The following is a 25657-nucleotide window of genomic DNA, read 5'->3' as shown; positions in this document are numbered from 1 at the left end:
GAAAAATACTTCTGTTTTTGTGCTTTATTTGACTGGAATACAAAGATCAATTTCCATATGCATGGAATCACAGTCTATCTCTCTGTAAATCTCAAAGCCATAGCGATCGTCAATTACAAAGTTACTCTGTGGCAGCCACACATTGAAAATACTTTGGTAAGAACTGTATATCTGATTTACAAAACCTTTGAAGTGATAAATAGCAAATTTTCCACCTTTTAGGATACAGGTATTTTCAAGCGTACAACCTTCAGGAGTAGTTATGCAGATATCATATAGACATTCATCTATATTGGTAATGGACGGGTCATCATAGGTTCGCTCAAGAAGCAGCGTTGCCTCGGTGATATATTCCTTATAATTTTCTTGAAAAGCTCCCCAATGCTCTGATAAGTCCCCATAACTTCCTTTATGGCGCTCGTATATAACAAGACAATCGTCAAGAACTTCTATGGAAATCTTTTTGTCGCACTCATCAAATGACTCTAATCCTATAGAAGCATCACTAAAAATTGGGTTTACTAAAGATTTTTGCTTAATGCTACGACGAAATTCAATTGGAGATAGATTATGATGTTGTTTAAAAGCAGAGCTGTAGTTCGATGAGCTGTAACCGTAATCACAACTGATATCGGTGATACTTCTGCCTTTCTCAACCTTTAAACGAAATGCACTTTGCTCCATTTTTACTCGTTTGATATATTTATAGATGCTTTCTCCAGTTTCCATTTTAAACATTCTGGAAAAGTAGTATCTTGAAAAATTACAATAAGAGGCAATTTCATCAACAGATATATTTTCATTGATGTGATCTAAGATGTAGTCTATTGCACGATTTATATATTCGTTTGTAATCATTTTTCCTCCCTTTATTTTTGAAAGAAATATATTAATAAGTTTACCATAGTAAAGAAAGTACTTCAATTTTTAAATATGAACAAACAGAAGGTATAAGCGATTTTAGCAAACAAAAATCTGCTCACTATCCTTTTGCAAGGATACTCTGGACGATTTTACGAATGTAAGCAATTGATCGGAGAGGATATTAGGAAAATCCACTCCGCTCAATAAACATTTATAGAATTTTAATAAGAAGCTTGACCAGCGTTCCAATGAAAATAATTGCCCCAACACCCCCAATAATACCGTAAATCTAGCGAGATTCTGGATTATTTTTATCTTTTGCAAAATAGTAGATGCCTGCGCCTAAAATCAAAGCACCGATTACCATGCCTATTATACTAAACATCATATTTTCTTCCTCCATGTTTATAATAATGCTGAATTGACAATTACAATGATTGATCCTGCGTTATGCACTAGAGCACCAAAAACAGGATTTAAGATGCCTGTGATAGCAAGTATAATCAAAGAAAATTAAGCCCCATAGAAAAGGCCAGATTGTATTTGATGATGGTCATCATACGCTTAGAGAGTGCCAACAAATGAGGTAGCTCTTTTACTTCATCATCCACAAGAGCAATGTCAGTTACGTCAACTGCAACATCGCTACCGACACCACCCATTGTGATACCAACGGTAAGGATACTCTGGTCTATGCTCGGTATGTAATGAAATGAGTAGGCTCAATACCAAAACAGGAGGTACAGATGAAAAATCATAAAGGAAGCCATTCTCCATAAGGGGTTCAATTTCTACTTATTTTTTATTCCTACTTTTTACTACTTCATTATATAAATCTTTATTCAATATGAATTACACATATATCACAAAAAAATAAAGCATAGACTATTACACGAAACAATATCGTACAATAGTCTATGCATCTATTGAATTACGTTAATTCTATTTTAATTGGTACAAAATTGGTATAAAAGTACAAATATTAAAATATCGATCCGTTTAAAAACCTTTGATTTTACTAGCTTTTCTTTGTCTATTACTTCTCAATGCTCTTCATCGTCGGGATTTGCGGAACCGCCGCTTTATACGCTTTTATCCCGCTTCGTCCATCACTAAAACACCTGATTTTATTGGGTTTTTGAAACTTTTTATAGTTCATAGAGCTTCGTCCTTTTCCGTGTTTGTTGCGGCAAAAGTTGTAGAAAAGTTGTAATAAGTTGTAGAGGCTTTCAAATTGCATAGCGATGAAAGAAATCCCAAGCGAAAATCCACTTTCAATCTTATTGCTGAAAATCCAAAATCGACCCGCGAAAGTTATAGCAAGGTTGGCCCATCTTCTAGCAGCCGTAAAGTCTCTAAACAGGCAATCTACGGTTTCATATAGAAATAAGTATACCATACGCTGGCAGTTCAAGTCAATGATTTTTTGCCACTCTTCCACTCTTCCAATCTATTCATTATATATATGGAGGCACTATGTCAGAATATCAACTACAAATTAAACAAATCGTGGACTATCCACGATGCCGGATTTATCGACAATTTATTCAAAGCCTGATAAACGACCGGAGCATTCGCGTAAGCGGAGGCTCCGGCCTTTTTTATTTTACAGCCCTTTGCAGCTACGCCAATTTCAGAACCTCTTATCGGCGCATTGATGGAATCAGCTACACCATCTATCCCGGCGAATGGATCTGCACCTTAAAAGAACTGTCTGAATGGTTCCGTACCCGCTTTCAATGTCAGGCATTGGAGATTCTGGAGGATCTCCAAAAACAGCACCTAATATCCTTTCTCACCCTTGGCCGCGGCAAGGTCATCAAATACAAAATCCGGAGCTGGCAAAAGCACAACACAGTTTTGGAGTACAATGCACCGTGTCAAAAGGACACCGGTTTTTTCTTTCTTCCGTTATCTCTTGCTACGGAACTAATCAGCCGGGGCCGCTGCTCAGAAATGGACATTGTATTGGACCTATGGTTGTCTGCTGTTTACAACGACCCACAGGTGCAGGGTTCTGAGGTTGGCCCAGTTATTTACCTGCGCAATGGCACCGGCAATCCTTTGGTAACATACAGCGAACTGGGCTCCCGTTGGGGCCTCTCCAAAGCTACTGTAGGCCGTGTGCTGAAAAAGTTATCGGATGCCGGTTACCTCTCCCTCATGGCTTTCCCCGGACGGCATGGCAGTGTGATTTATCTACAAAGTTATCTATCCACAATGTTCCAAGTTTCTGACGTAATGATCGACAAAGAGGAGGTCGCAATGGTTTTGAATATCAAGCTGGAGCTGTCTGAAGATGAAAAGATAGCGAAACAGGAACCGACTGCCGAACACAAGGTATGCGTTTCAGAAGGACTTAACAGCGTTTCAGAATCGCACATTCAAGTGATTCTGAGCAAAATGGCAAAAGCCTTGATGGCACAAGGGATTTCGTGTTTTGGATGCCCCAAATCCACATATAAGTTATTTGGACCTATGTCAATACTTTAGACACAAAAAGTCGAATCTTTTATGCAACACCTAACGCCTCATCTTCTTTTTGTTGTGGAGTCATAAAATCGATGCTGCTATGAATCCTAATTCTATTATACCAGGACTCTATATATTCAAAGATAGCCCTATTAGCTTCATTGAAATCGCGATATGTATGTCTATAAATTTCTTCTTTTTTTAATGTTGCATGAAATGATTCAATACATGCATTATCATATGGATTACCTTTATGACTAAAGGAATGAATCATTTTTTTAGAGTTTATATAGTTTTCAAATAGTTGGCTCGTGTACTGAACCCCTAAGTCACTGTGAAGTATGATTCCTTTGGTATTTTTAACATTTAAACAGGCATTTTCTACAGCTTTTTTAGCTAACTCCGCAGTTATTTCTTTTCCGTACGCATAACCTATAATCTTACGTGTATACAGATCCATAACAGAAGCCAAATAAGTCCAGCCTTCTTTTAAAACATGGATGTATGTTATATCTGTACACCATTTTTGGTTAATTGTATCAGCCTCAAAATGTCTGTTAAGAATATTTTCTTTTTCTGGGATGTTATTTTTACTTGAGTGATGGTTATATTTTTTGACCACTACTGAGCGTAGGCCATTTTTCACCATATGCCTTTGAACTCTTTTAATACTGCATTTAGTACCTGCATCTGATAGAACTCTTTGTAGTTTAATTGCTCCATAACGTTGCTTGTATTTATTGAATTGATAAATAACTTTTTTGCTAAATTCTTCATATTCAAGCTGCTTATTTGAGGGCACACTAACTAAAGCCTTATAGTATGTACTTCTTGGAAACTTCAAGGCATTACATAATTGCTTAACTGTATATAAATGTAGATTTGAATTGATAAAAGTAACGTATTCCTCTATAGATTTTTGGCGAATATGGCGGTAGCTTTTTTTAATATTTCATTTTCAATTTCAAGGTTACGTATTTTCTTTTGAAGAGCCTTATACTCTTTCATAGAGATTGTTTCTGAATCAGAAACTTTAATTGGTGAGAGATTTTTAACCCACCCTACAATAGTGGATTTAGAAACGCCATATTCTTGTTCTAATTGAGGATATGAATAATTACCAGTGTTATATAAGTCAACTAATTGTTGCTTAAATTCTGGTGTATATGATTTTTGACTTCTAGCCATGCCAAACAACTCCTTTATCTTATTGATTTTATTATAGGTTGTTCGACTTTTCGTGTCTACAGTTATATACTAACACCATATTCTATAAAATTGCTTAGTTTAAAACCCTGCATATCTTTCACTTGTTCATCCGTGAGTTCTATTTTCCGCAAGGATAAGAAAGGTGCTATGACTACGCTGATTGCGGAGGCAATTGCACAGGCGGCAAATATCATATGATAGCTGCCATGCTGACTAAGAAACATGCCTAAAAAGGGACCTATCGCTAGAGCGTTTGGCTTAGTGAGTAATACCCAATTCCTTCGCCCTTTCTATCCTTGGGAACAATATCCGCAACGATTGTCGCCGATGAAGTCGAAGTTATGCCAAATGCCGCTCCATGAAAGAATCGGATCACAAGCAGCAGGGCAACGCTATTCGCCCCAAAATAGGTAAGAGTCATAACAATACTTGCAATCACTCCCACACATAGCATCTTTTTATAGCCAACCCGTGCAATCCATTTTCCGACAAATAAACGGGCTATAAGCGCACCAATTACAAATATACTGGCGGTAAATCCCGCTTGGCTTGACGACGAGTGAAACTCGTTCATTGCATATTCGGAAATAACGATCATTAATAAGTAATAATTCATTGCTGCTAAAAAGTTTACAAAGGTCGTAATAATATACTCCTTTGTCCATAGCTTTGCTTTTTCCAAAATACATGCACCTTCTTACTTAGATATTTTTATACGACTTAATTTGATCAGGAGATTAATCAATCCAGCTCAAAAGCTCCTGTGTAAAGCTGATAATACCTTCCTTTTTCCGCAAGCAATTTCTCATGACTCCCCCGCTCAATAATTCTTCCAGAGTCAAGTACCATAATCACATCAGAGTTTTTAATGGTGGACAATCTATGGGCAATCACAAATACGGTGCGTCCTGCCATCAGTGCATCCATGCCCTTTTGCACGATAGCCTCTGTGCGTGTATCAATGCTGGAAGTAGCTTCGTCCAAAATGAGTACAGGCGGATCGGCAATTGCTGCGCGGGCAATGGACAAAAGCTGACGCTGCCCCTGGGATAATTCAGCTCCGTCATCTGTCAGCATTGTATGATAGCCATCGGGCATTCTGGATATAAAGCCGTCTGCGTTCGCAAGCTTTGCCGCTGCATACACTTCATCCTCTGTCGCATCCAGCTTTCCATAACGGATGTTGTCCATAATGGTGCCTGTAAACAGGTGCGTATCCTGCAACACCATACCAAGGGAACGGCGAAGGTCATCTTTCTTGATTTTATTGATGTTGATGCCGTCATAGCGGATTTTTCCGTCCGGTATATCGTAAAATCGGTTGATTAAATTGGTAATCGTCGTCTTTCCTGCGCCTGTCGAGCCTACAAATGCGACTTTCTGCCCGGGCTCGGCAAAAAGGGTAATTTCGTGCAATATGGGATTGCCTTCTTCATAAGCAAAATCCACATCAGCAAACCGAACATCGCCCGTAAGTTTTGTATATGTGATGCTGCCGTCGGAGTGAGGGTGTTTCCATGCCCAAATACCGGTATGTTCCTTCGTTTCGACCAGTTCATTATCCACAACTTTGGCGTTAACAAGCGTAACATAGCCCGTATCCTCTTCCGGCTTTTCATCCATCAAGTCAAAGATACGCTCCGCGCCCGCAAGCGCCATCACGACAAAGTTAAGCTGCTGTGCAATTTGCGTGAGCGGATTACTCAAAGCACCGCTAAGCAGTAAGAAAGCCGCAATATCGCCCAACGTTAGGTAATAATTCCCGTAAGTTCTCCCGTGGTCATCGTATCCGAAACTATCATCCTCGCTCCCAGCCACGAAATAAGAATGACACATGTATAGATGCAAAATTGCATTAAGGGGCTGTTCAATGCAAGTAACTTTTCCGCTTTCGTAAAATCCTGATAAATGTTCAGGGAACGCTTGTGAAATTTCTCATTCTCACGGTCCTCGCGCACAAAGGACTTTACAACGCGCATGCCTCGTATATTCTCTTGAACCACGCTATTCAGATCATCATACCTTTTGAAAACCCTCTCGAAAATAGGATGTGCTTTTATTGCGATCAGATAGAGTCCTACGCCCAGCAGAACAGACGCCGCTAAGAAAATCCAAGCTAGTTTCGCGTTGATGTAGAAAGACATGCCCATTGAAAAAATGAACATGATAGGTGAACGCACCGCTACCCGGATGATCATCTGATATGCCATCTGAACGTTTGTTATGTCAGTCGTCATTCGTGTAATCAGGCTGGCTGTGGAAAATCGGTCAATATTGGAAAAAGAAAACTTCTGTACATTGTGGAACATATCCTTGCGTAGGTTTTTTGCAAATCCGGCCGACGCAGAGGCTCCATACTTGCCGGATAACGTACCAAACAGGAGTGAAAAAGCGATGATAATAACAAGAATCCCTCCAGTCCGCAAAATATAATTCATGTCCCCCTTTTCAATGCCATTATCGATGATTGACGCCGTCATCATGGGAACAATAACGTCTAATATCACCTCAAATGTTACCATAACAGGGGTTAGTATGGAGTCGCGTTTATATTCGCGCAAACTTTTTAACAATCGTTTCACCATATAAATCCATTACCTCACTTCTTTTTGATATTTGTTAGAGTACTAACAATTTGTCCAAAAAATATAGCCCCCCATTCGCCATAAGATTTCGGTTGACTATTTGATGTTGTTTGAAATTTTTTTCATGACAGAAAAAAATGTATTTATTTCATCGTCTGTCAAGCCCTTTATAAGCTGTCTTTCAACCTGATCCAAGAAGTTTTTGATCTGATTATGGATGCCAAGTGACTTTTCCGTTAATACAATCTTTTTTAGCCTTGCATCATCGGAAACAGCTTCGCGAGTAAGAAGCCCCTTTTTCTCCATTAATTGCAATAAAGCCGTAGCAGTGGAACGGCGGATGTCTAATTCCTTCTCAATATCCCTTTGAAAAACATCCTCCGATTTATCCATTACAAAACTGATTACACGCCCTTGTAAACCGGTAATATCCCCAGGAAGTTTGCTTATTTGGTAATCAAATTCACGGCCTATCTGGTTTGCAAGAATCCTAACTACAAGACCGATTCTCATATTCTTTTCCATATTATACCTTCCTTATTTGTTAGTACTCTAACAAATATTATAATTTCAATCCAAAATTATGTCAAGATATTTGTAATCATATGCAGTACAATCATAAGGCTAAACGCTCCGCATTCTGGTATACCTTTTGAATACTGTTGAGAAATATGAATAGTTGTCAATTCAGACGCGGATGGCAATATCGCTGATCGTGGAGTCAGTATGCAACCGGAGTTTGGCTTTTTCCATCCGTAGCCTGCGGGTATTTTCATTGGCAAACGGGTCACTTGCCTGTATTTGCCAGTGTTTGATTACTTTGTAGGTCATCTACATAAGGTCATGGTATATCACAAACAGAAAGCCATTGTCCAGAGTATCGAAAGCACAATTTAATTGACTGGTTTCAGAGAGGCAACTCTGTGCAGCTGTCATTCCGCATAATAGCCGGCTCTATTGCACAAAATGCCTCCTTAATAACCATCAATTATCATTACAAAAAGGAATTCTTCAGCCTCTCACTTACTCCTGCTTCATGATATATTCATCAATTGCAGCTGCTGCATTCTTTCCTGCACCCATTGCAAGGATAACAGTTGCTGCGCCAGTAACCGCATCACCTCCTGCATAGACGCCAGGCCTGGAAGTTAATCCGGTATCTTCATCTGCTATAATTCCGCCCCATCTCTGCGTATCCAAGCCTGATGTAGTATCCTTGATTAGGGGGTTGGGAGAGGTTCCTATAGACATAATTAAACAATCCGTATACATGCGAAATTCACTGCCTGGTAAAGGTTCTGGCCTTTGTCTACCGGAAGCATCCGGTTCCGTCAATACCATCTTCTGACATATCAATCCATCCACCCAGCCTTCTTCGTTCCCAGTAACTTCAATAGGATTCGTCAGAAATAAGAATTTGATTCCTTCCTCTTTTGCATGCTCTATCTCCTCCAAACGAGCCGGGAGCTCTTTTTCTGTACGACGGTAAACAATTGTTACATCAGCGCCCAAACGCTTTGCACATCTTGCGGCATCCATCGCTACATTTCCACCGCCTACGACTGCTACACTGTTTCCTTTCTGTATGGGTGTTGTGCCATCTGCCTTATAAGCCTTCATCAGATTAGTTCTTGTAAGGAATTCATTCGCAGAATATACTCCTTTCAAATTCTCTCCCTTTATGTTCATGAACTTGGGAAGCCCTGCACCAGACCCAATAAATACAGCTTCATATCCGTACTCCTGCATAAGCTCATCAATAGAGATAGTCTTTCCTATTACCATATTAGTCTGGATATCTACCCCAAGTTCCTTTAAGGAATCCACTTCCTTCTGTACAATTGCTTTGGGAAGTCTAAATTCAGGGATTCCGTACACCAGAACTCCTCCAGCAAGATGCAGTGCTTCAAATACTGTAACTTGATATCCTTTTTTGGCCAGATCCCCTGCACAAGCAAGACCGGAAGGGCCGGAACCGATTACTGCCACCTTATGCCCATTGGATTCTGGTTTCACCACCTTTACCATGGAACTTGCATTATGATAATCTGCAACAAAACGTTCCAATCTTCCGATAGCAACAGGTTCTCCCTTGATGCCGCGGACACATTTTGCCTCACATTGGGTCTCCTGCGGGCATACTCTTCCGCAGACTGCAGGCAATGAACTCGCCTGGGTAATAACCTCATATGCTTTCTCAAAATTCTCCTCTGTCACCTCATTAATAAAGGCAGGTATATTAATCCGAACCGGACATCCATTGACACAGGGCTTATGCTTGCAATCCAGACAGCGTTTTGCTTCATCTATTGCCTGCTCTTTCGTATATCCCAGAGTAACCTCAAGGAAATCTTTATTCCTGATCTCTGCTTCTCTGGCAGGCATTTCGTTCTTTTTTAATGACATATTAGCCAATCCTTATTCCTCCATTCCATTACCTAGCGGTTCACTACATCTTGTATAAATTGCAGACTTCTTCATGCGCCTTTCTCTCAAAGGGCTTATACATAACCGAACGTGCCATAGCTTCATCAAAATCAATCTCATGACCATCAAATTCAGGTCCGTCCACGCAAGCAAATTTGGTGGTTCCTCCAACCGTAAGACGGCATCCTCCGCACATTCCCGTGCCATCCACCATAATCGGATTCATGCTTGCTACTGTTTTAATTCCATATTCCTTCGTTAATTTGCATACAAATTTCATCATGATCAAAGGTCCGATGGTGATAACCTCATCATATTCTTCTCCGCTTTCAATTAACTTTTTCAAGGCATCGGTAACCAGTCCCTTTTCACCACAGCTGCCGTCGTCCGACATCAAAATCAGCTTACTGCTATTTGCCCTGAATTCTTCCTCCAGAATAACAAGTTCCTTATTCCGGAAGCCTATGATTGCATGCACTTCAGTCCCCTGTTCAAAAAACTTCTTTACCACTGGATAGGCTATGGCACATCCCACACCACCGCCTACGACTGCAACTTTCTTTTTACCTTCCGTATTCGTTGCTCGTCCCAGAGGACCGACAAAATCCTGGAGAGAGTCTCCTTCCTCCATATGATTCAGTTTTTCCGTTGTTGCACCAACCACCTGGTAAATAATTGTTATTGTACCTTTTATCCGGTCAAAATCTGCAATCGTGAGAGGAATTCTTTCCCCGTTTTCATCTGTTCGCAGGATGATAAATTGACCGGGTTCTGCTTTCTTCGCCAGCATGGGTGCCTCTATTTCCATTAAAGTAACAGTTGGATTCAAGGCCTTTTTTCTTGTGATTCGATACATAATTAGCTCCTTTCCTGTACATGTTCTACTCTATTTTTATCTGCGTTTATACACAAGCTTTATAAGGACTACAGATTACTCGCCACTTCAGCAGCATTTGCAATGGCAGGCAGTATCTGTTTCTTTCTTGAGACTACATTTTTTAAATAGATACTGTCGGTATCAGACTCAGTTGAAAATGCTTTCTCCATCAACTGGTTATCATGACCTTTAAAAAGCAGCTGTGAACCCTCTCTCATCATATCTGTGATCATGAGAACAATTAAATTATATCGCCCTTCTTTCCTAAGTACTTCCATACTTTCAAGTAGCATCGCTTTAATATCAGAAAATCCCTCCATATCGTTGGTATTGAACTGCCCGATTCCTACTTTGTATTTATCAAACTGGTATTCCTTAAAATCATTTTTCAGAATCGCTTCCGGACTCATGTCCTTTAATGAGGATGCCGCCTGGAACAATCCAACGGCTAATTCATCAATGTCAATGTCCGCAATGGCAGCAAGTTTTGAAGCTGTGATCTGATCCACAAAAGTACTTGTGGGGGATTTGAATTTCATCGTATCCGACAGGATGGCGGCACATAGAATTCCTGCGATACCTTTTGCCGGTTTCATTCCGTTTTCAAAATACATATTAGCTATTATGGTTGAGGTACTTCCCAGTGGCTCGTTTTTAAACAGAACAGGATTTGACGTCTGTATATCTCCTATTCTGTGGTGGTCAATAATTTCAATAATTTCAGCCTGCTCTATCCCATCCACAGTCTGTGTCTTTTCATTATGATCCAGCAATACGATCTTTTTTCTTCTCTGTGAGATGAGGTGATATCTTGAAATAAACCCCATCATTCGGTTACATTCATCCACCACCGGATAACTCCGGTATCTGGTTTTAAGCATTTTTTCCTTCACTGAATCGGTGAAATCTTTTATATTAAAATAAGTAAGCTCTTTCTTAGTCATGATAAAGCCGACCGGAATGCTTTGATTAATCAATCTTGCTGCGGTAAAGGTGTCATAATTTGTTTCCATTACAATACAATGGGATTTTTCGGCCAGCACAAGGACTTCGTTATCAATCTGTCCTCCACAGGAAACAATAATGCAGCTGGCTCCCAGTTCAATTGCTTTCATCTGGCTGTCTTTCCTGTTTCCCACAAGCACCATATCTCCGGTTTCAATATAAGGCTCCAGACTTTCCGGCAACATGGCTGCAATAACAACCTTTCCCGAATTCTTGAAGTCCTCGTCCTTTCCGTGCAAAAGCTTTGCATTTAATGTTTCTACGATGTTTTTTAGAGGAGTATTACTTGCTGAGAGAACATTATTTTCCAGTGCATTCATATAGCTTTTTGTTATATCCGAAAGTGTTACAATTCCAAGCAGCTCTTCTTTCTCACCTACAACAGGAAGAACCTTGACATTGTTTTTCTGCATGATTCCCCACGCCACCTTTATGGAAATATCCTCGGACACCGGATGTACAATATCCATGCTTAAGTCTGATACCTGAGTCCGTACCGTTTCAAGATATTCCGGTGCTTCGATATTAAAATACCTTAATACAAACTCCGTTTCTTTATTGATATCTCCGATTCTTATGGGAACTGCCTTAGTTCCGAGCTTTTTCTTCAGCTCGGCATAAGCAATCGCTGAACATATGGAATCAGTGTCCGGATTTTTATGGCCTGTTATATATATAATCTCTTCCATATCTTCCTCCTCTAACATCGGGTACTCCCGGAAGGTACCGGTAAAAAAAGAGGTTATCCCATATAGGAGGTAAAATCCTATATGGGATAACATACATTTAATTAAATCAATCCTGTAAAAAAAAATTTCTTATGCTTCCTACCATATAGAGTGAACCGAAGGCAATAATCACTTCATCTTCTCTTGCCAGATTTAAGGCCGTCTTAATTCCAGTCTCCACATTATCTGCTTCTGATACATCTGCATTACTATTATTTCTTAAGTAATCAGCCAGTTCACCTTGGGAAAGTGCTCTTGAATTCTCAGGTTGTACAACAATAAATTTGCTCCCATAGGGCATAATCAGCCTCATCATTGCTTCATAGTCTTTATCCTTAAGGACTCCGACCAAAAAAATGATTTTCCTGTCCTTAAAGTATGCGTTAATATTATCCGCCATTGCCCGGACACCGTTGGGGTTATGGGCACCATCTACAATAAAATACGGTTTTCTGGTAAGAACCTCAAAACGGCCGGGCCATTTTGCTTTCTTCATACCTTCCTTAATACCTCTTACCGTAAAATTCCATCCTTTTTTAATCAATATTTCCAGTGTCTTCAGTGCAACTGCTGTGTTTTTTTGCTGATATTCTCCTAACAGGCTTATTTTAATATCGTGGAAATCTTCAAAATTCAGGCATTGTCCGTTTAAATCACTGCAGATAATCTCAATATAATTAAAATCCACAGGATGTAACCGGGCTGATTTATCACTGCATACGGATTCTATCACCTCAAAAACCGACTGCCTTTGCTGATAAAGAACCACGTCACAACCATTCTTTATGATACCTGCTTTTTCTCCGGCTATTTTTTCAACCGTATTTCCCAGTTCCCTGGTATGGTCTAAGTCAATAGCAGTAATCACTGCAACCTCAGGTACCGGTATAATATTGGTAGAATCCAGTCTCCCTCCCATGCCTACTTCAAGAACCACAATATCACACTGACATTGATAGAAATAGAGAAATGCAATCACTGTTATAAGTTCAAATTCTGTTGGCTTGTCCTCCATTTGGTCAACAAATCCTCTTATATGCTCCACTGCTTCAATTATCTTATCATCCGGTATATTAATCCCGTTGATTTGGATTCTTTCATTAAAGCATTGTATATAGGGTGAGGTATACAGTCCTGTTTTATATCCTGCTTCAGTCAAAACAGAGGCAAGCATAGCCGCTGTGGAACCTTTGCCGTTTGTTCCTGCAATATGGATATATTTTAACTTTCTTTCGGGGTTCCAAATCAACCCAAGCAGAATTTCCATTCTCTCAAGTCCCAGCCTGCTTCCCTGCCATGCTGTTTGATTTATATATTCTATAGCTTCCGTGATGTCCATACATACCTCCTGCTATTTAAAAGCCAATATCCGGCTTACTTTCTTATTGCATACCGCTACAAGACAGATACCCTCAACAAAAAGCATAATTACTGTCTGCACAATTCTAGTCGTAAATAAAGGCCAGTAGGGGGAACCATATAAAATTGACAGCCAAAATGTATTAACAAACAGGCTCAGAATACATTGGTGGATTCCAATTGCAGTGGCTATTCTCCGTGTATTCATCTTTTTATAAAGGAAAATGCCGTATAAAATCCCTACCAATAATGCCGTAAACGTAAACCCAGGAAAAAATGTGCCTGACGGAAACAATATTGCACCAAGAAAATCTGCTATAGCAGCCATAATACCAGCTCTGACAGGTCCAAGTATCATACCTGCAACAGCAATCGGCAAAAATCCAAAGCCTATTCTCAGGTTCCAGGCTTGTATGGATACAAACCGGGTCAAGATTACTTCAATTGCTATTAATAATCCCATAGTAACCAATGAATGTGTGTCTATAGAAACGTACTCTTTAAACCATTCTTTATATATTTTTTTCATATAACTCCTTTCTTGTGATCCACCACGAAAGAAGTCTCTTCTTTAAGTGGTAGCGGATGCGGGACAGCACCGCAAGCATCAAGCCTTTCGCCCAAAGACAACTTCCCATCCTTCGGTACTTAACGCACTGTCCCTACTCTAACCAAATCTTATTATTTATTTGTACATTCATTGGCTGTCTTTTCTTCAGAAACTACAGTCACTTCCTGTTTTTTATTGGTTCTGATATAGACGAACCAATATATGGAGGCAACAAATAAACTTCCTCCTACAATATTTCCAAGTGTTACAGGTATTAAATTTTTGGTAATGAAACTTCCCCAGTTCAGATGCCCCAGTTTTTCTGCCGTAACCCCTAATTGTGCGGCAGCCTCAGCCAATGCGCCGTTACTTTTTGCCATAATTCCGGCAGGTATGTAATACATATTGGCTATACTGTGCTCAAATCCTGAGGTTATAAAGAGCCAAATAGGAAAGAATATTGCAAATATTTTTCCTGTGATATCTTTGGCGCCATATGCCATCCAAACTGCAAGACAAACCAGCCAATTACACAGGATGCCGAGAATAAATGCCTGTGAAAAGGACAATCCGACCTTATTGGCCGCAATTTTAATCGTCATTGCACCTAACATATTGGAGCCGCTGCTTAGCTGTCCTGAATGATTTATCATATAGGCAATGAATACGGAACCTATAAAATTTCCGATATACACAAAGCACCAATTTTTAAGCATATCCTTTACTTTCACCTTTTTATCAAGAACCCCGGCAATCATCATCGTGTTTCCAGTAAAAAGTTCCCCTCCTGCAATTAACACCAGCATCAGACCTGTTCCAAAAGTTGCGCCAGCCAATACCTTACCCAGTCCATAGGTTTCCGGTTTTGCTAAAAGATTGAATGCCGCCATATTTGATCCTTCTGAGGCAAAAGCAATAAATGCTCCGGCTAAAATCCCAAGAAGTAACTGATTAATTACAGGTGTCTTTGCTTTTTTGACTGCTGTCTGGATGGTAGTTTCCGCAATTTCCGGTGATGTCAGGTAATTTTGTCCATTCATAAATACGCTCCTTTACCACTTTAAGACTTTAACAAAGTCTCTACATATTGGTAAATCCGGTCTGCCTTTTCCATCCCTGCCCGTACAGTTTCAGACAGTTCACTTTCAACAACGTTTTTTAATTCCTGATCTTTCATAATCTTAGTATTAATAAGAACATTTAGTTTAGCTCCCTGTAGCGCCGCTTTGCAGAATATTGCACCTACACCTGCATCACTGACTGCAATACGTGTTCCCTTTATCGCATATTCTTCAATAAGCTCAATAGCTTCCAAACACGTTTTTGCAATATCAAGTGGAACCTTAGTCGCAGCAATTAATGCATGCTGAAGAACCGCCTCTTTCTCTGCCTTCTCTTCTTCTGTATTCTGTGGCAACCCATAAGCCTGTGAGAGCGGATAAAAAACTTCGGCATCTTTGCTTACCAGTTCTTTCAACTCTATAATAATTTTCTCCGATTTTTCTAATAGTTTTATAATATCGGGCTCTACCTCCTGATATTTTTTCTTACCAAGAGTCAGGTTTCCTACCATGCAACCAAGAGCCATTCCAAGTGCTCCGACATATGCCGACGCACCACCGCCACCTGGAACCGGTGATTTTGAAGATAATTCTTCGATGAATATGTTACAACTTTTTTCCAGCATTTTCTTTCTCCATTCTGCTGTTTTATAGCAGCATAAAAATATAAGTATTTATTTCACTCATTACCAGAAATATTTCTATTGAGATGAAGGCAGCTCCTAATCTGCCTTCATCTCTGGCTGAAAAATGATTTCCGAATATGAGATACTGCCTAATCTTTCGTTAGTTCCTCGCAAGCTATAACTACATGACTTAAGAGAATTGTTGTTGTGATAGTTCCTATTCCTCCTACCGCAGGAGTAATTGCTGTCACTTTATCAAAAACGCTGCCAAAATCAACATCTCCGCAAATCTTTCCATCTCCTGCGTCATTAATTCCAACATCAACCACAATAGATTCCGGTTTAAAATATTTCTCCGACATGAATTTAGCTTTTCCGATGGCTGCTACTACGATATCAGCGTTTGCCGTAATTTCTGTCATCTCCTTTGTTCTTGAATGACAGATAGTTACTGTAGCATTTTCATCCAGAAGAAGCATTGCAAGGGGCTTTCCTACCACCAGGCTTCTTCCTGCTACAACAACATTGGCGCCTTTGAGTGGAATATTATAATATTTTAGAAGCTCGATTACTGCTTTGGGAGTACAGGGAGCAAAGCCGTTTGCATTCCCTTCAAATACCTTTTCCAGGTTGACCGGAGACATACAGTCAATGTCTTTTTCAGGGCTTATAGTCTTACTTAGCACTTCTGGATCAAGATGTGCCGGCAAAGGCCTGAATATCATAATACCATGGACATCGATGTCCCTGTTCGCAGCTTCTATTATTTCCACAAGCCGGTCCAATGCAATTTCAATAGGCAATTGTAGCACTTTGCTTTTAATTTCCAGTAACTCGCAGTTTTTTAATATTCCTCTCTCATAAGATACATCATCTTCCCTTTCGCCCACCCTTATAATAAGAACTGTGGGTATAATCCCCTTCTCTGCTAATTTTCCCACCCGTTGTTTTAAATCATCTCTTAAAAACTGAACGACTGGCTTTCCTTCTAGTCTTGTCCCCATTCTATTCCTCCTTAGGATAAACCAATAATAACTCCATCTTCTGTAATATCCATACCATTGGCAGCAGGAACTTTGGGAAGACCCGGCATAGTCATGATATCGCCGGTAATAGCCACTATAAACCCCGCTCCTGCCGATACCTTAACTTCTCTTACTGTGATACGGAAACCTATAGGTGCTCCCAGCAGATTGGCATTATCCGAGAATGAATACTGGGTTTTTGCCATACAGATCGGCATCTTATCCAAGCTGAGTTTTTCAAGCTCTGCAATCTGTTTCTTAGCATCAGCCGTAAAATCGACTCCGTCCGCTCTGTATATCTCCTGCGCAATGGTTGTGATTTTCTCAGCTATAGAGCCATCCACATCATAAAGGGGTGCATAATTTGATTTTTTTGTTTCGCATATTTTCACTACCTTCGAAGCAAGGGCAATGCCACCCTCTCCTCCTTTTGCAAATACATCGGAGAGAATTACTTCAACACCCCTGGCTGCACATTTCTCTCTGAGCAACTCTAATTCCGCTTCTGTATCAGCGGGGAATTTATTAATTGCAACAACTGCGGAAACACCAAATTTCTCAAGGTTTTCCAGATGTCTCTCCAGGTTTGCTATTCCCTTTTCCAATGCATTGAGGTTTTCAGTTGACAGTTCTGTCTTCGGTACTCCACCATTCATTTTTAGAGCTCTTACTGTCGCAACAATAACCACCGCATCCGGATTCAGCCCTGCGAATCTGCACTTGATATCAAAGAATTTCTCAGCCCCAAGATCAGCCCCAAAGCCGGCTTCCGTTATTACATAGTCGGCCAGTTTTAAAGCAACCTTCGTTGCAAGTACGGAATTACAGCCATGTGCTATATTGGCAAAGGGTCCTCCGTGAATAAACGCAGGTGTGTTCTCCAATGTCTGTACCAGATTTGGCTTAATTGCATCCTTCAACAGCAGTGCCATAGCTCCTGTTGCTTCCAGATCTCCCGCAGTGACTGGGTTACCATCTGTATTATAAGCTACTACCATTCTGGAAAGACGTTCCTTTAAGTCAGACATGCTGGTAGCCAAGCAAAGAATTGCCATAATTTCCGATGCAACTGTAATATCGAATCCGGCTTGTCTCACCACTCCGTCGCCCTTTCCCCCAAGACCCACGATGATGTTTCTGAGAGACCTGTCATTCATATCCACGACTCTTTTCCACACGATCTTTTTAGGGTCAATCCGCAGAGCATTTCCCTGATGAAGATGATTATCAAGGAGGGCAGCTAACAGATTGTGCGCGGATGTAATAGCATGAAAATCTCCTGTAAAGTGAAGATTAATATCATCCATTGGTACAACCTGAGCATATCCGCCTCCGGCAGCTCCTCCTTTTACACCGAAGCAAGGTCCCAGCGACGGCTCCCGGAGAGCTGTAATGGCCTTTTTTCCGATTTTATTAAGTCCCATGGATAAACCAACATTAGTTGTGGTCTTTCCCTCACCTGCCGGAGTAGGGTTGATAGCAGTAACAAGTACCAACTTGGCATCCGGCTTATTTTCAAGTCTTTTTAATACATCCAAAGAAACCTTTGCCTTATGCTTACCGTAAAGCTCCAGTTCATCCTCCAAAATTCCAAGATTCTTTGCAACCTCTGCTATCGGAAGCATGTTAGCCTCCTGTGCAATCTGTACATCTGTTTTCATTTTGATTTCCTCCTCAATCTGATTTTTTTATATGCAGAACAGTTTTCGCTCATACAATATCATAAATTTACTTCCACCGGTTTCAGGCAGAAAATTACCAAAGATACAAACAAAAGTAACACAGCACCACTTCTACAAAAAAATAAGCATATGCTTAGCAGTATGCCCTGTGGCATTTTTCAAGCAAATATGGTAAAAGCTGATGAAATAACTCCAAACAATATTATAAATAATTATATTTTTTAAATTTTTATGGGACCAAAATGTATTTAATATCAATGATGGCGTTCAACAAATTGAATTGATACTCCATTTGGATCTAATACATAAAAGAACTTTAATTTAGCAGTTGGCTGATATGGTCCATCATAAATTGGAATTGCTTTCTTTTGCAGGTCACTAATCAGGTTATCAACAGAGACAACATCAAACCCTATTGATATATTTGATCCATATATTCCATCCAGCTTTTCAGGATTGCAAACTAATTCCACCTGTGTTTCACTGTCACCTAAAAATGCAATTTCTGGTCCTTTTATACCTCCAAACCTTTTGTTTACAGGAAGGTCAAGTATTTCATGATAAAATTGAATTGACTCATCCATATTTTTTACAAAAATCATTATCCAGCATATCTTCATATTTATCTTTCTCTTTCTTGGACTCCAAAAAATCTTTGTATTTCTATCTCTGCGCTTTCAATCGAATCCGAAGCATGTATTAAGTTTTGGAATAAATGTAGCCCATAATCTCCTCGTATTGTTCCTTGTTGTGCTTCAAAAGTGTTTGTTTTACCTATCATACTTCTGATAACCCGAATTGCCTCCTCCCCTTTCACCACCATTATTAAAGAAGGGGAGGATGTCATATATGCAATCATATCATCATAAAAAGGCAGATGCTTAACATGGGAATAGTGAGCTTCTGCAATATCTCTACTGATGACTTCCATCTTAGCATCTGTAATCTCCATATTTTTCTTCTCAAATCTGCTTATGAGCTCTCCCAGTAGTTTTCTTTTTGTTGCATCAGGCTTTAATATAACAAGTGATCTTTCCACGAAAATTTCCTCCTCCAATGTAGTTTAATAGCTGTTCAAAGAACTATTAATAATTAATGTTACAGAATTTGCAGGACAGTATAATATGAAAGATCTCATTCTTTCGACCTGTTTCAATAAAGCTCTCCACTATTTTTGGAGGTATTAAAATAGATTTTTCCAAGTATTCACAACTCCTTTCATTAAAATGTCAAAAAATACAGATAGACTTCGTCCTAAAAAGATAAAAGCAGTTCAACAATAATATAAGTGAGAATTGCCTAGTTTTATAATCATCCACTTACTCTTTCCAGAGTTCTAATTCTTTCCATAGGTTTCAGGATTGAGTAAAGCAACGCCGTATTAATGGGGAACATCAGCAGGTTTTTAACAATACGCCCGATAACAAGCACAAAAAAAGCATTGCCATACATGATACTGAGCCATAATGGATTAAGCATCATATTAACGAGAAGTGTTATCGTAAGTGAAACAAAAATCACACGCTTTAAGGTTACATGCTTTTTATAGAGAAAAAAACCATAGAGAGTTCCAGTAAGTAACGCATTTAATGTAAATCCCGGAAAAAAAGGCCCGTTTGGATGGACAAAATAACCAAGGATATCGCTCAAAATTCCCATAATACCTCCTACTACAGGTCCAAACAACATTCCGCCTACCGCAAGAGGCAAAAAACCAAAACTAATCTGCAATACATTGGAGATAACAATCGTAAAAAATGACAGCACTACACTTAGTGCGACCAACATTCCTGTTACAGAAACAGTCGGAACATTATTCAACTCTTTTAAAGACGATTTTACTTGCCATATTAAATTTTTCAACATAAAGATCCTCCCTAATGTGATGGCGCCACAGAAGAGAAAACTCCTTGTGGCAACGGAATGCGGGTTAAACATCATAAATTGATGATCAAAAGTATCTTTTTAATCAGAATTTTTCGTCCAGCGGCAACTTCCCGTCCATCTGGCACTTGACGCGCTTAGCCCTACTTTGCCTGTTCATAGCGGTTATAAGCTATTTTATTCCTTCGTTCCCTCCCTAAATCAGTTTTCTATTTGTTATTATTAGGATACTACTTTTTCTTTCATGAATCATCGTTTCGCTAACCAAAATTGTTTGAGCGATAACTGTGTTACCAGCACAAAACATCTGGAAGAGTATTTACTGCTTCCCATTCCTTAAATTTTATCTTTCCATTCTTCTGCTGCAAACACAGTATCTCTCTACAGTTATAGCTCTTCTTTTCAAATTATTAAGCAAAATCAAAGAAGTGTCCAAAAGTCAAATCTATACCGGGAATGCTCCGCACAAAACAAGCAATATATTCCCATAGAGGAACTATATTGCCCAGACTGTAGACAAAACTTATTTTATAATATGGCAGTGCATATATATTCCCGTATATACGCACTGCTATATTTTCGTTCTGATATATTGTATAATAAGGTTAATTTGATGTAATGCCTGAAACATAGGGCGGCCTCGTGAAGCTGAAATTTAAAAGGTGGTGCAGATATGGATTTAAAGGGATTGTACAGCATATATCAAAAAAATCCGGAGAAATTTAAAAAGATAGTTTTGTATCGCAATCTTCTAGGTTCTCCAAACTCATATAATTATAAAGATTCAGATTTAGAATCTTTAATACAGATGATTATGTCAATTGATGAAGAATATGAAGAGGAGTTTCGAGACATAATGCTTGAGTTAGGTGTTGCTTATGAAGCTATTTACAGCAACATGAAAAAAAATAATGCTGCTAAAGAAAAGACAGAATTCATGAATTATCCATTGGATTATCAATTGAGAATATTAATTTCTTTATTTGAGGAACAACATAAACTTGGTATTGAATTTAATAATACAGATAGTAAAAAACCAAGTATAGGTATAAGGCATTTAGTTGCAAATGTAGAATCTGAGATCTATCCTGGTATGAGATATTCAACATCACAGAATAGTGAAAATCTAATTGAGTTGATAGATTATTTAATTCCTTACTTATATTACCATGATAGCAATTTTGAAAAAACTTCTGAAGATTTAACATATGAGCAATGTTTGAAGTGTCCAGATGTTATGGATTTTGTAAATCATTCTAATATTTGTGAAATAGTAAATGGATTATGGTCCCTTTATATATATAAAGATTATTGTGTTAGATTGAGAAAAACGGATACTGATGAAGATATTATAGTTTTTGAACCCTATTCTTATAAAGCTAATATGATTGATTTTATTGCGGGAATACGTAGAGAGGCTAGAAGATTTCAAAACAGTCGTGCTCTATTGATTAGAAAACAAAACAATATAATATATGGGAATCAATTTATAACTCGCCTTGCAAAGCGAATCAAGTTAGAATTATGGAGGGGCATTTTTGAACTGGAATTGGATGTCTACTTGCGTTGTAATTTAGCCGCTAAATGTACAATTCAAATTATAAAACAGACGGATATCTTTCCGCCCTATCTAAGACAAACGTTATCATATGGTGAATTGAATGATTTCCTTGAAGTACATGAGTTTTTGTTTACTATGAGCCAAATTTATTTAAACATCTTAAATTATAATTGGAAAGAGATTGAAAGCGAAAGATTTAAATATCTATGTCCAGATATTGATGTTGATTTGCTAATAAAAAGCTTTTCACGATTATATTGCAAGAACATAAATACCACAACTAGGTTAATGGAGTGGTTTATTTATTATCCGCAGCGTGGGAAAGAGGGTGATCTATTCTCAAAACCGTTGGTTCAATTAAGTAGTAAAAAAGTAATATTTGCCCCTAATTTGATTCAACAGATTAATATAACCCGAATGCTTGAGCAAATCATGTTGGATTACAAAATAAAGCGGGCGGCAATTGGTGATGAATATGAATCCTATTTAAGAAAAAAGTTGTCGCAGTCTTCCCTGTGGAATGTCTATACAGATAAAATAGAATTTAAATCATCTTTTGGAAATACGGATTTTGATGTTATTGCTTTATTTGATGATTATGTTGTGATAATTGAAATAAAACACTTGGTGACACCGTACGATCCAAAACGTTACTATGAAGACCGTCAGGAGATAAAAAAAGCCATAAGACAGCTTGAACTAAGGAAGCAGGTTTTGTTAAGCGATTGGACACTGATTAGAGAGATAACAAAGGGATTTTTACCCCCGGAACCTTATCCAGAAGAGCGAATAATACAATTGGTCTGTACGAATATTGATAGTTTTACATCGCTAGAAATTGATGGTATAAGAATTGTTGATGAATCTGTTCTAATTAGGTTTTTTTCTGATAATGGTCAGTATGTAAAGATATGGAATGAATCGAAGGTTTATAGAAAAGAAAAAATATGGGAAAATAATCAACCAAACATCAATGATTTCAAAAAATATATTATTTCCCCGATTGCAGTGAAATGGTATAAAGAGGTTATAAAAATAAAACCCGTAACAATACCAAGATACGAAGACGGAGATTATCTCGGAACCATAAATTATATTTTAGGTGAAGATATATTGAATTTTGATAATCAGATATAACGAGGAATAAGAAAGTATTAAAAAATTTATGGAACTATCTTTCCTATCGATAAAGGTCTTCTGAAGCTGCTGTATCTGGCGCTGATGGACATAACGAAAAAATGAACTGGTCATCTGGAGGTGTCAGAAAAGTTTCAGTTTAAGAAGAAATTAATAGGACACCAGATATCATAAATTATTTGGTGTCCTATATTTTTATACAATAACTGAATATAGAAATGTATTTTGTCTACAGTTTAAGCGATATATCCCCTTAGAGGGAATATATCGCCATTTATCATCAGCAGTCCGTCCCTCATTATGCAGTCCATTGACCCAAGCATAATATGATATTACATAACTACTTTATTATACATTATTATTAAAAAGTTTAATCCGTCGGAGTCCTATTTCCGATGCTATGATTCTCTATATTCTCAAAGAGCGCACGTACCGATTTTGGTTTTTTACCCGTAAGTGTTTCAAAATCATTTGTACAGTTACTCATTTGTCCAAGCCGAATTGCCCGGCTGAATGTCACCATACCATCGCTGCAAAACGGAAATGCCGGGTCAGCTTTCGACCAGTCTCCATCTGTCTTCCGGGGCACAAACCTTGAATCGAAAAAAGCCCACATATCTTCGTCTGTGATATATTGGTATATGACCTTTTTACCAGTAACCTCAGTACCTATTGCCACAAACTCCTCCACTGTATTGGCGGTGGGACCAGTGATGTAATAAACTGCGTTGTCTTTACCAGCACCAGCTGCTACGCAAGCCGCAGCTTCAGCGCAATCGTCCCGCGAAACGTGAGCGATCCGTCCATCACCCATACTGGTCTTTAAAATACCGTCGGATTCTGCCGCCTGTTCAAAAGCCGCAATCATTGCCTCACTGTATTGGGAGTTTCTAAGTAAAACATATTTCAGCCCTGTACCAAGGATATATGTCTCGGTAAATTTATGATCGGCAATCTCATAAGCATCATTTTCAGGGACGCCCGCGCCTACAATAGAAGTATATATAATTTTTTTCACACCCGCCTTAACTGCAGCATCAATTGCATTTTTGTGCATTTTTCTTCTTTTTTCACCTACCTGAGGCACCGAAATAAGCAGGAGAGTCTCTCCTTCCTCAAAAGCACCAATGAGTTGCTCCGGATTTGTATAATCGGCGTAACGGGCATCAATCCCTTGCTCCTGAAACTTTGAGATCACATTTTTGTTAGGACTAGTAAATATAAGTTCGTCCTTATTTTTTTTCTTGAGAATACTTCTGCCGGTAAATCCACCGAAATTGCCATCTACTCCTGTAATAATAATCTTTCCCATGTCTATCCTTTCCACTTATTCATATTTTTAAAAAAGTAACGATAAGTACAAATGACCCATCAGACCATTTCTCTCTTCCCCTTGCCTTTGCCAAGTTCGGGTAAAGTGAACACGAACAGAAACACACACAACATACAAACAGCCCCAAGAATGAAAAATAAATTCATATTTTGACCTGCGATTGGAGCTATAATGTAAGTCGGAATCAAAACAGCTCCAAGCAATTGCAAGGTAGCAGTTACCCCACCGGCTGTTCCTGCATAACCCGGGCCTATCTCCTTTAATTGAATAGGAATAGACATTAGCAATGGCATAAGCCCTCCCAATGCAATCCCGGTTATACACAGACAAAGCCCTAAAAGAACACCAACCGGCGCAAGCCAGCTAAATGCGGTGCCAGCTGCGGAAACAAGTGCGAAGAACATCATAACAGGCCTATTCTTTCCCACCCTTTCCGAAAGTACAGGGGCAAACAGGCACCCAATCAGGCTACCACCTGTAACAAAAGCCGCATACATACCAGCTGTTACAGAATCCAAACCTCTCTGACCAAGAGCAGTAGGCAAAAACGAGCTTATTACAACATTACACCCTAAAATGAACATCAGGCAAATACCCGTCAGCCATACAGTTCGGGATTTAAGTACCACTTTCAGGCTGTGAAGAACATTAACCTTGTTTTTTTCTTCCAGTCTATCGTCCGGGTTTACATCTTCCGGATTTTTAATAAAAAGAAACCAGAGTACAACAAATATTACCGACAAAGCAGCTGAAATCCGGTATGCAGACTGAATACTGAGAAGTGCCGTGGTTCCGGTTCCGACTGTCATACCCAGCGTTGAAGCAGATAAAAATATTCCTGTCCTGCTTCCTACTTTTTCAGGTGGGAACCAGCTGCCGACTACTTTCGCAGCATTCGCATTGAGGAACGTTATACCAAACCCGGTAAGCAACATACTGGCAAAAAGTGTTATGTAGCTATCAGACCATATTCGCCAAACTGTTCCGATGGCCGCAATGATGAAACCGACCCCGATTATCCGTTTTATTCCAAATTTATCTACCAACAAACCGGCAACAAGGCTAAAGAAAATGGCAGGTATCGCCACAGAAGAAAATATGCTGGCAAATTCTGATGTTGAAAGCTTAAATGACTGAATTAACTGGGGTGCCAGCGGTGAGAGCTGATACTGTGTATAATTTGGAATAAAACCACCCAAACAAATGATGATGAGAACTATCCAAGGGTAAAAAGCATTTTTTTTCTCTGCCATAAAAATCCTCCTATAAGAA

23 protein-coding genes, 1 pseudogene and 2 riboswitches are annotated in these 25657 nt (G+C 39.0%); of the genes and pseudogenes, 2 read left to right on the top strand and 22 right to left on the bottom strand.

The features are described 5' to 3' along the window. Positions 1-24 precede the first annotated feature (24 nt). Together CLOSA_RS05895 and CLOSA_RS22845 are read right to left on the bottom strand one after the other, a co-directional pair. On the bottom strand, positions 25-858 hold the full coding sequence (locus CLOSA_RS05895; protein WP_013271857.1) for an AraC family transcriptional regulator: 834 nt from the start codon (positions 856-858) through the stop codon (positions 25-27). Between the two features lie 1042 nt (positions 859-1900). Further along, complete coding sequence (locus CLOSA_RS22845) at positions 1901-2305, bottom strand: hypothetical protein (RefSeq protein ID WP_041708505.1); 405 nt, start codon at positions 2303-2305, stop codon at positions 1901-1903. A 35-nt stretch (positions 2306-2340) separates the two neighbouring features. Between CLOSA_RS22845 and CLOSA_RS05885 the strand changes: the two genes are divergently transcribed. After that, positions 2341-3357 carry a MarR family transcriptional regulator gene (locus tag CLOSA_RS05885; RefSeq protein WP_013271855.1) on the top strand — a complete coding sequence of 339 codons (1017 nt, stop codon included), beginning with the start codon at positions 2341-2343 and terminating at the stop codon, positions 3355-3357. Positions 3358-3376: 19 nt separating this feature from the next. On the opposite strand, the gene CLOSA_RS22065 is transcribed toward CLOSA_RS05885, so the two are convergent. The 18 genes and pseudogenes from CLOSA_RS22065 to CLOSA_RS05800 form a co-directional block, all read right to left on the bottom strand. After that, entirely contained in the window at positions 3377-4228 is an 852-nt protein-coding gene (locus CLOSA_RS22065) for an IS3 family transposase (RefSeq protein ID WP_242647803.1), read from the bottom strand. Positions 4229-4245: 17 nt separating this feature from the next. Then, positions 4246-4524, bottom strand: coding sequence for a transposase (locus CLOSA_RS23125; RefSeq protein ID WP_041708503.1), 279 nt, complete (start codon positions 4522-4524; stop codon positions 4246-4248). 265 nt (positions 4525-4789) lie between these two features. Further along, on the bottom strand, positions 4790-5227 hold the full coding sequence (locus tag CLOSA_RS05870) for an MFS transporter (RefSeq protein WP_049791641.1): 438 nt from the start codon (positions 5225-5227) through the stop codon (positions 4790-4792). Positions 5228-5286: 59 nt separating this feature from the next. Further along, positions 5287-6222, bottom strand: a pseudogene (locus CLOSA_RS23465) (ABC transporter ATP-binding protein); the annotation flags it as partial. A 71-nt stretch (positions 6223-6293) separates the two neighbouring features. Continuing rightward, the gene (locus CLOSA_RS23460) at positions 6294-7130 is read right to left on the bottom strand and encodes an ABC transporter permease (RefSeq protein WP_157668996.1); all 837 of its coding nucleotides are present in this window, start codon (positions 7128-7130) and stop codon (positions 6294-6296) included. 96 nt (positions 7131-7226) lie between these two features. Beyond that, positions 7227-7655: a MarR family winged helix-turn-helix transcriptional regulator gene (locus tag CLOSA_RS05860; RefSeq protein ID WP_013271853.1), complete on the bottom strand. Its 429-nt coding sequence runs from the start codon at positions 7653-7655 to the stop codon at positions 7227-7229. Positions 7656-8153: 498 nt separating this feature from the next. Continuing rightward, the gene (gene gltA / locus CLOSA_RS05855; RefSeq protein WP_013271852.1) at positions 8154-9536 is read right to left on the bottom strand and encodes an NADPH-dependent glutamate synthase; all 1383 of its coding nucleotides are present in this window, start codon (positions 9534-9536) and stop codon (positions 8154-8156) included. Between the two features lie 43 nt (positions 9537-9579). Continuing rightward, the gene (locus tag CLOSA_RS05850; protein ID WP_013271851.1) at positions 9580-10413 is read right to left on the bottom strand and encodes a sulfide/dihydroorotate dehydrogenase-like FAD/NAD-binding protein; all 834 of its coding nucleotides are present in this window, start codon (positions 10411-10413) and stop codon (positions 9580-9582) included. Positions 10414-10481: 68 nt separating this feature from the next. Continuing rightward, positions 10482-12128, bottom strand: coding sequence for a putative manganese-dependent inorganic diphosphatase (locus CLOSA_RS05845; RefSeq protein ID WP_013271850.1), 1647 nt, complete (start codon positions 12126-12128; stop codon positions 10482-10484). A gap of 106 nt (positions 12129-12234) precedes the next feature. Beyond that, positions 12235-13506 (bottom strand): bifunctional folylpolyglutamate synthase/dihydrofolate synthase, encoded by a 1272-nt coding sequence (locus CLOSA_RS05840; protein WP_013271849.1) that lies wholly within the window; start codon positions 13504-13506, stop codon positions 12235-12237. Positions 13507-13518: 12 nt separating this feature from the next. Further along, positions 13519-14055 (bottom strand): folate family ECF transporter S component, encoded by a 537-nt coding sequence (locus tag CLOSA_RS05835; protein WP_013271848.1) that lies wholly within the window; start codon positions 14053-14055, stop codon positions 13519-13521. A 48-nt stretch (positions 14056-14103) separates the two neighbouring features. Next, positions 14104-14198: riboswitch (THF riboswitch) on the bottom strand. Positions 14199-14207: 9 nt separating this feature from the next. Further along, on the bottom strand, positions 14208-15116 hold the full coding sequence (locus CLOSA_RS05830) for a formate/nitrite transporter family protein (RefSeq protein WP_013271847.1): 909 nt from the start codon (positions 15114-15116) through the stop codon (positions 14208-14210). Positions 15117-15136: 20 nt separating this feature from the next. Next, positions 15137-15763: a cyclodeaminase/cyclohydrolase family protein gene (locus tag CLOSA_RS05825; protein ID WP_013271846.1), complete on the bottom strand. Its 627-nt coding sequence runs from the start codon at positions 15761-15763 to the stop codon at positions 15137-15139. A gap of 149 nt (positions 15764-15912) precedes the next feature. Next, positions 15913-16767 carry a bifunctional 5,10-methylenetetrahydrofolate dehydrogenase/5,10-methenyltetrahydrofolate cyclohydrolase gene (locus CLOSA_RS05820; protein WP_013271845.1) on the bottom strand — a complete coding sequence of 285 codons (855 nt, stop codon included), beginning with the start codon at positions 16765-16767 and terminating at the stop codon, positions 15913-15915. An 11-nt stretch (positions 16768-16778) separates the two neighbouring features. Next, a complete protein-coding gene (locus tag CLOSA_RS05815) occupies positions 16779-18449 on the bottom strand; it encodes a formate--tetrahydrofolate ligase (RefSeq protein WP_013271844.1) in 1671 nt (556 codons plus the stop codon). Positions 18450-18724: 275 nt separating this feature from the next. Beyond that, a complete protein-coding gene (locus tag CLOSA_RS05810; protein ID WP_013271843.1) occupies positions 18725-19090 on the bottom strand; it encodes a VOC family protein in 366 nt (121 codons plus the stop codon). 2 nt (positions 19091-19092) lie between these two features. After that, entirely contained in the window at positions 19093-19509 is a 417-nt protein-coding gene (gene ndk, locus CLOSA_RS05805; protein WP_013271842.1) for a nucleoside-diphosphate kinase, read from the bottom strand. A 272-nt stretch (positions 19510-19781) separates the two neighbouring features. Next, a complete protein-coding gene (locus tag CLOSA_RS05800; protein ID WP_013271841.1) occupies positions 19782-20336 on the bottom strand; it encodes a folate family ECF transporter S component in 555 nt (184 codons plus the stop codon). A gap of 48 nt (positions 20337-20384) precedes the next feature. Continuing rightward, positions 20385-20507: riboswitch (THF riboswitch) on the bottom strand. A gap of 520 nt (positions 20508-21027) precedes the next feature. On the opposite strand from CLOSA_RS05800, the gene CLOSA_RS05795 reads away from it, so the two are divergent. Continuing rightward, positions 21028-23052, top strand: a complete 2025-nt coding sequence (locus tag CLOSA_RS05795; RefSeq protein WP_013271840.1) for a hypothetical protein — start codon at positions 21028-21030, stop codon at positions 23050-23052. Positions 23053-23422: 370 nt separating this feature from the next. On the opposite strand, the gene CLOSA_RS05790 is transcribed toward CLOSA_RS05795, so the two are convergent. Beyond that, positions 23423-24364: an NAD(P)H-binding protein gene (locus CLOSA_RS05790; RefSeq protein WP_013271839.1), complete on the bottom strand. Its 942-nt coding sequence runs from the start codon at positions 24362-24364 to the stop codon at positions 23423-23425. Between the two features lie 59 nt (positions 24365-24423). Further along, a complete protein-coding gene (locus CLOSA_RS05785; RefSeq protein ID WP_013271838.1) occupies positions 24424-25638 on the bottom strand; it encodes an MFS transporter in 1215 nt (404 codons plus the stop codon). Positions 25639-25657 lie beyond the last annotated feature (19 nt).

Origin of the sequence: [Clostridium] saccharolyticum WM1 (genome assembly GCF_000144625.1) — a bacterium.
GTDB lineage: Bacteria > Bacillota > Clostridia > Lachnospirales > Lachnospiraceae > Lacrimispora > Lacrimispora saccharolytica.
Note: the sequence above shows the minus strand (reverse complement) of the source record. Positions and strands in the feature narration are given on the sequence as shown.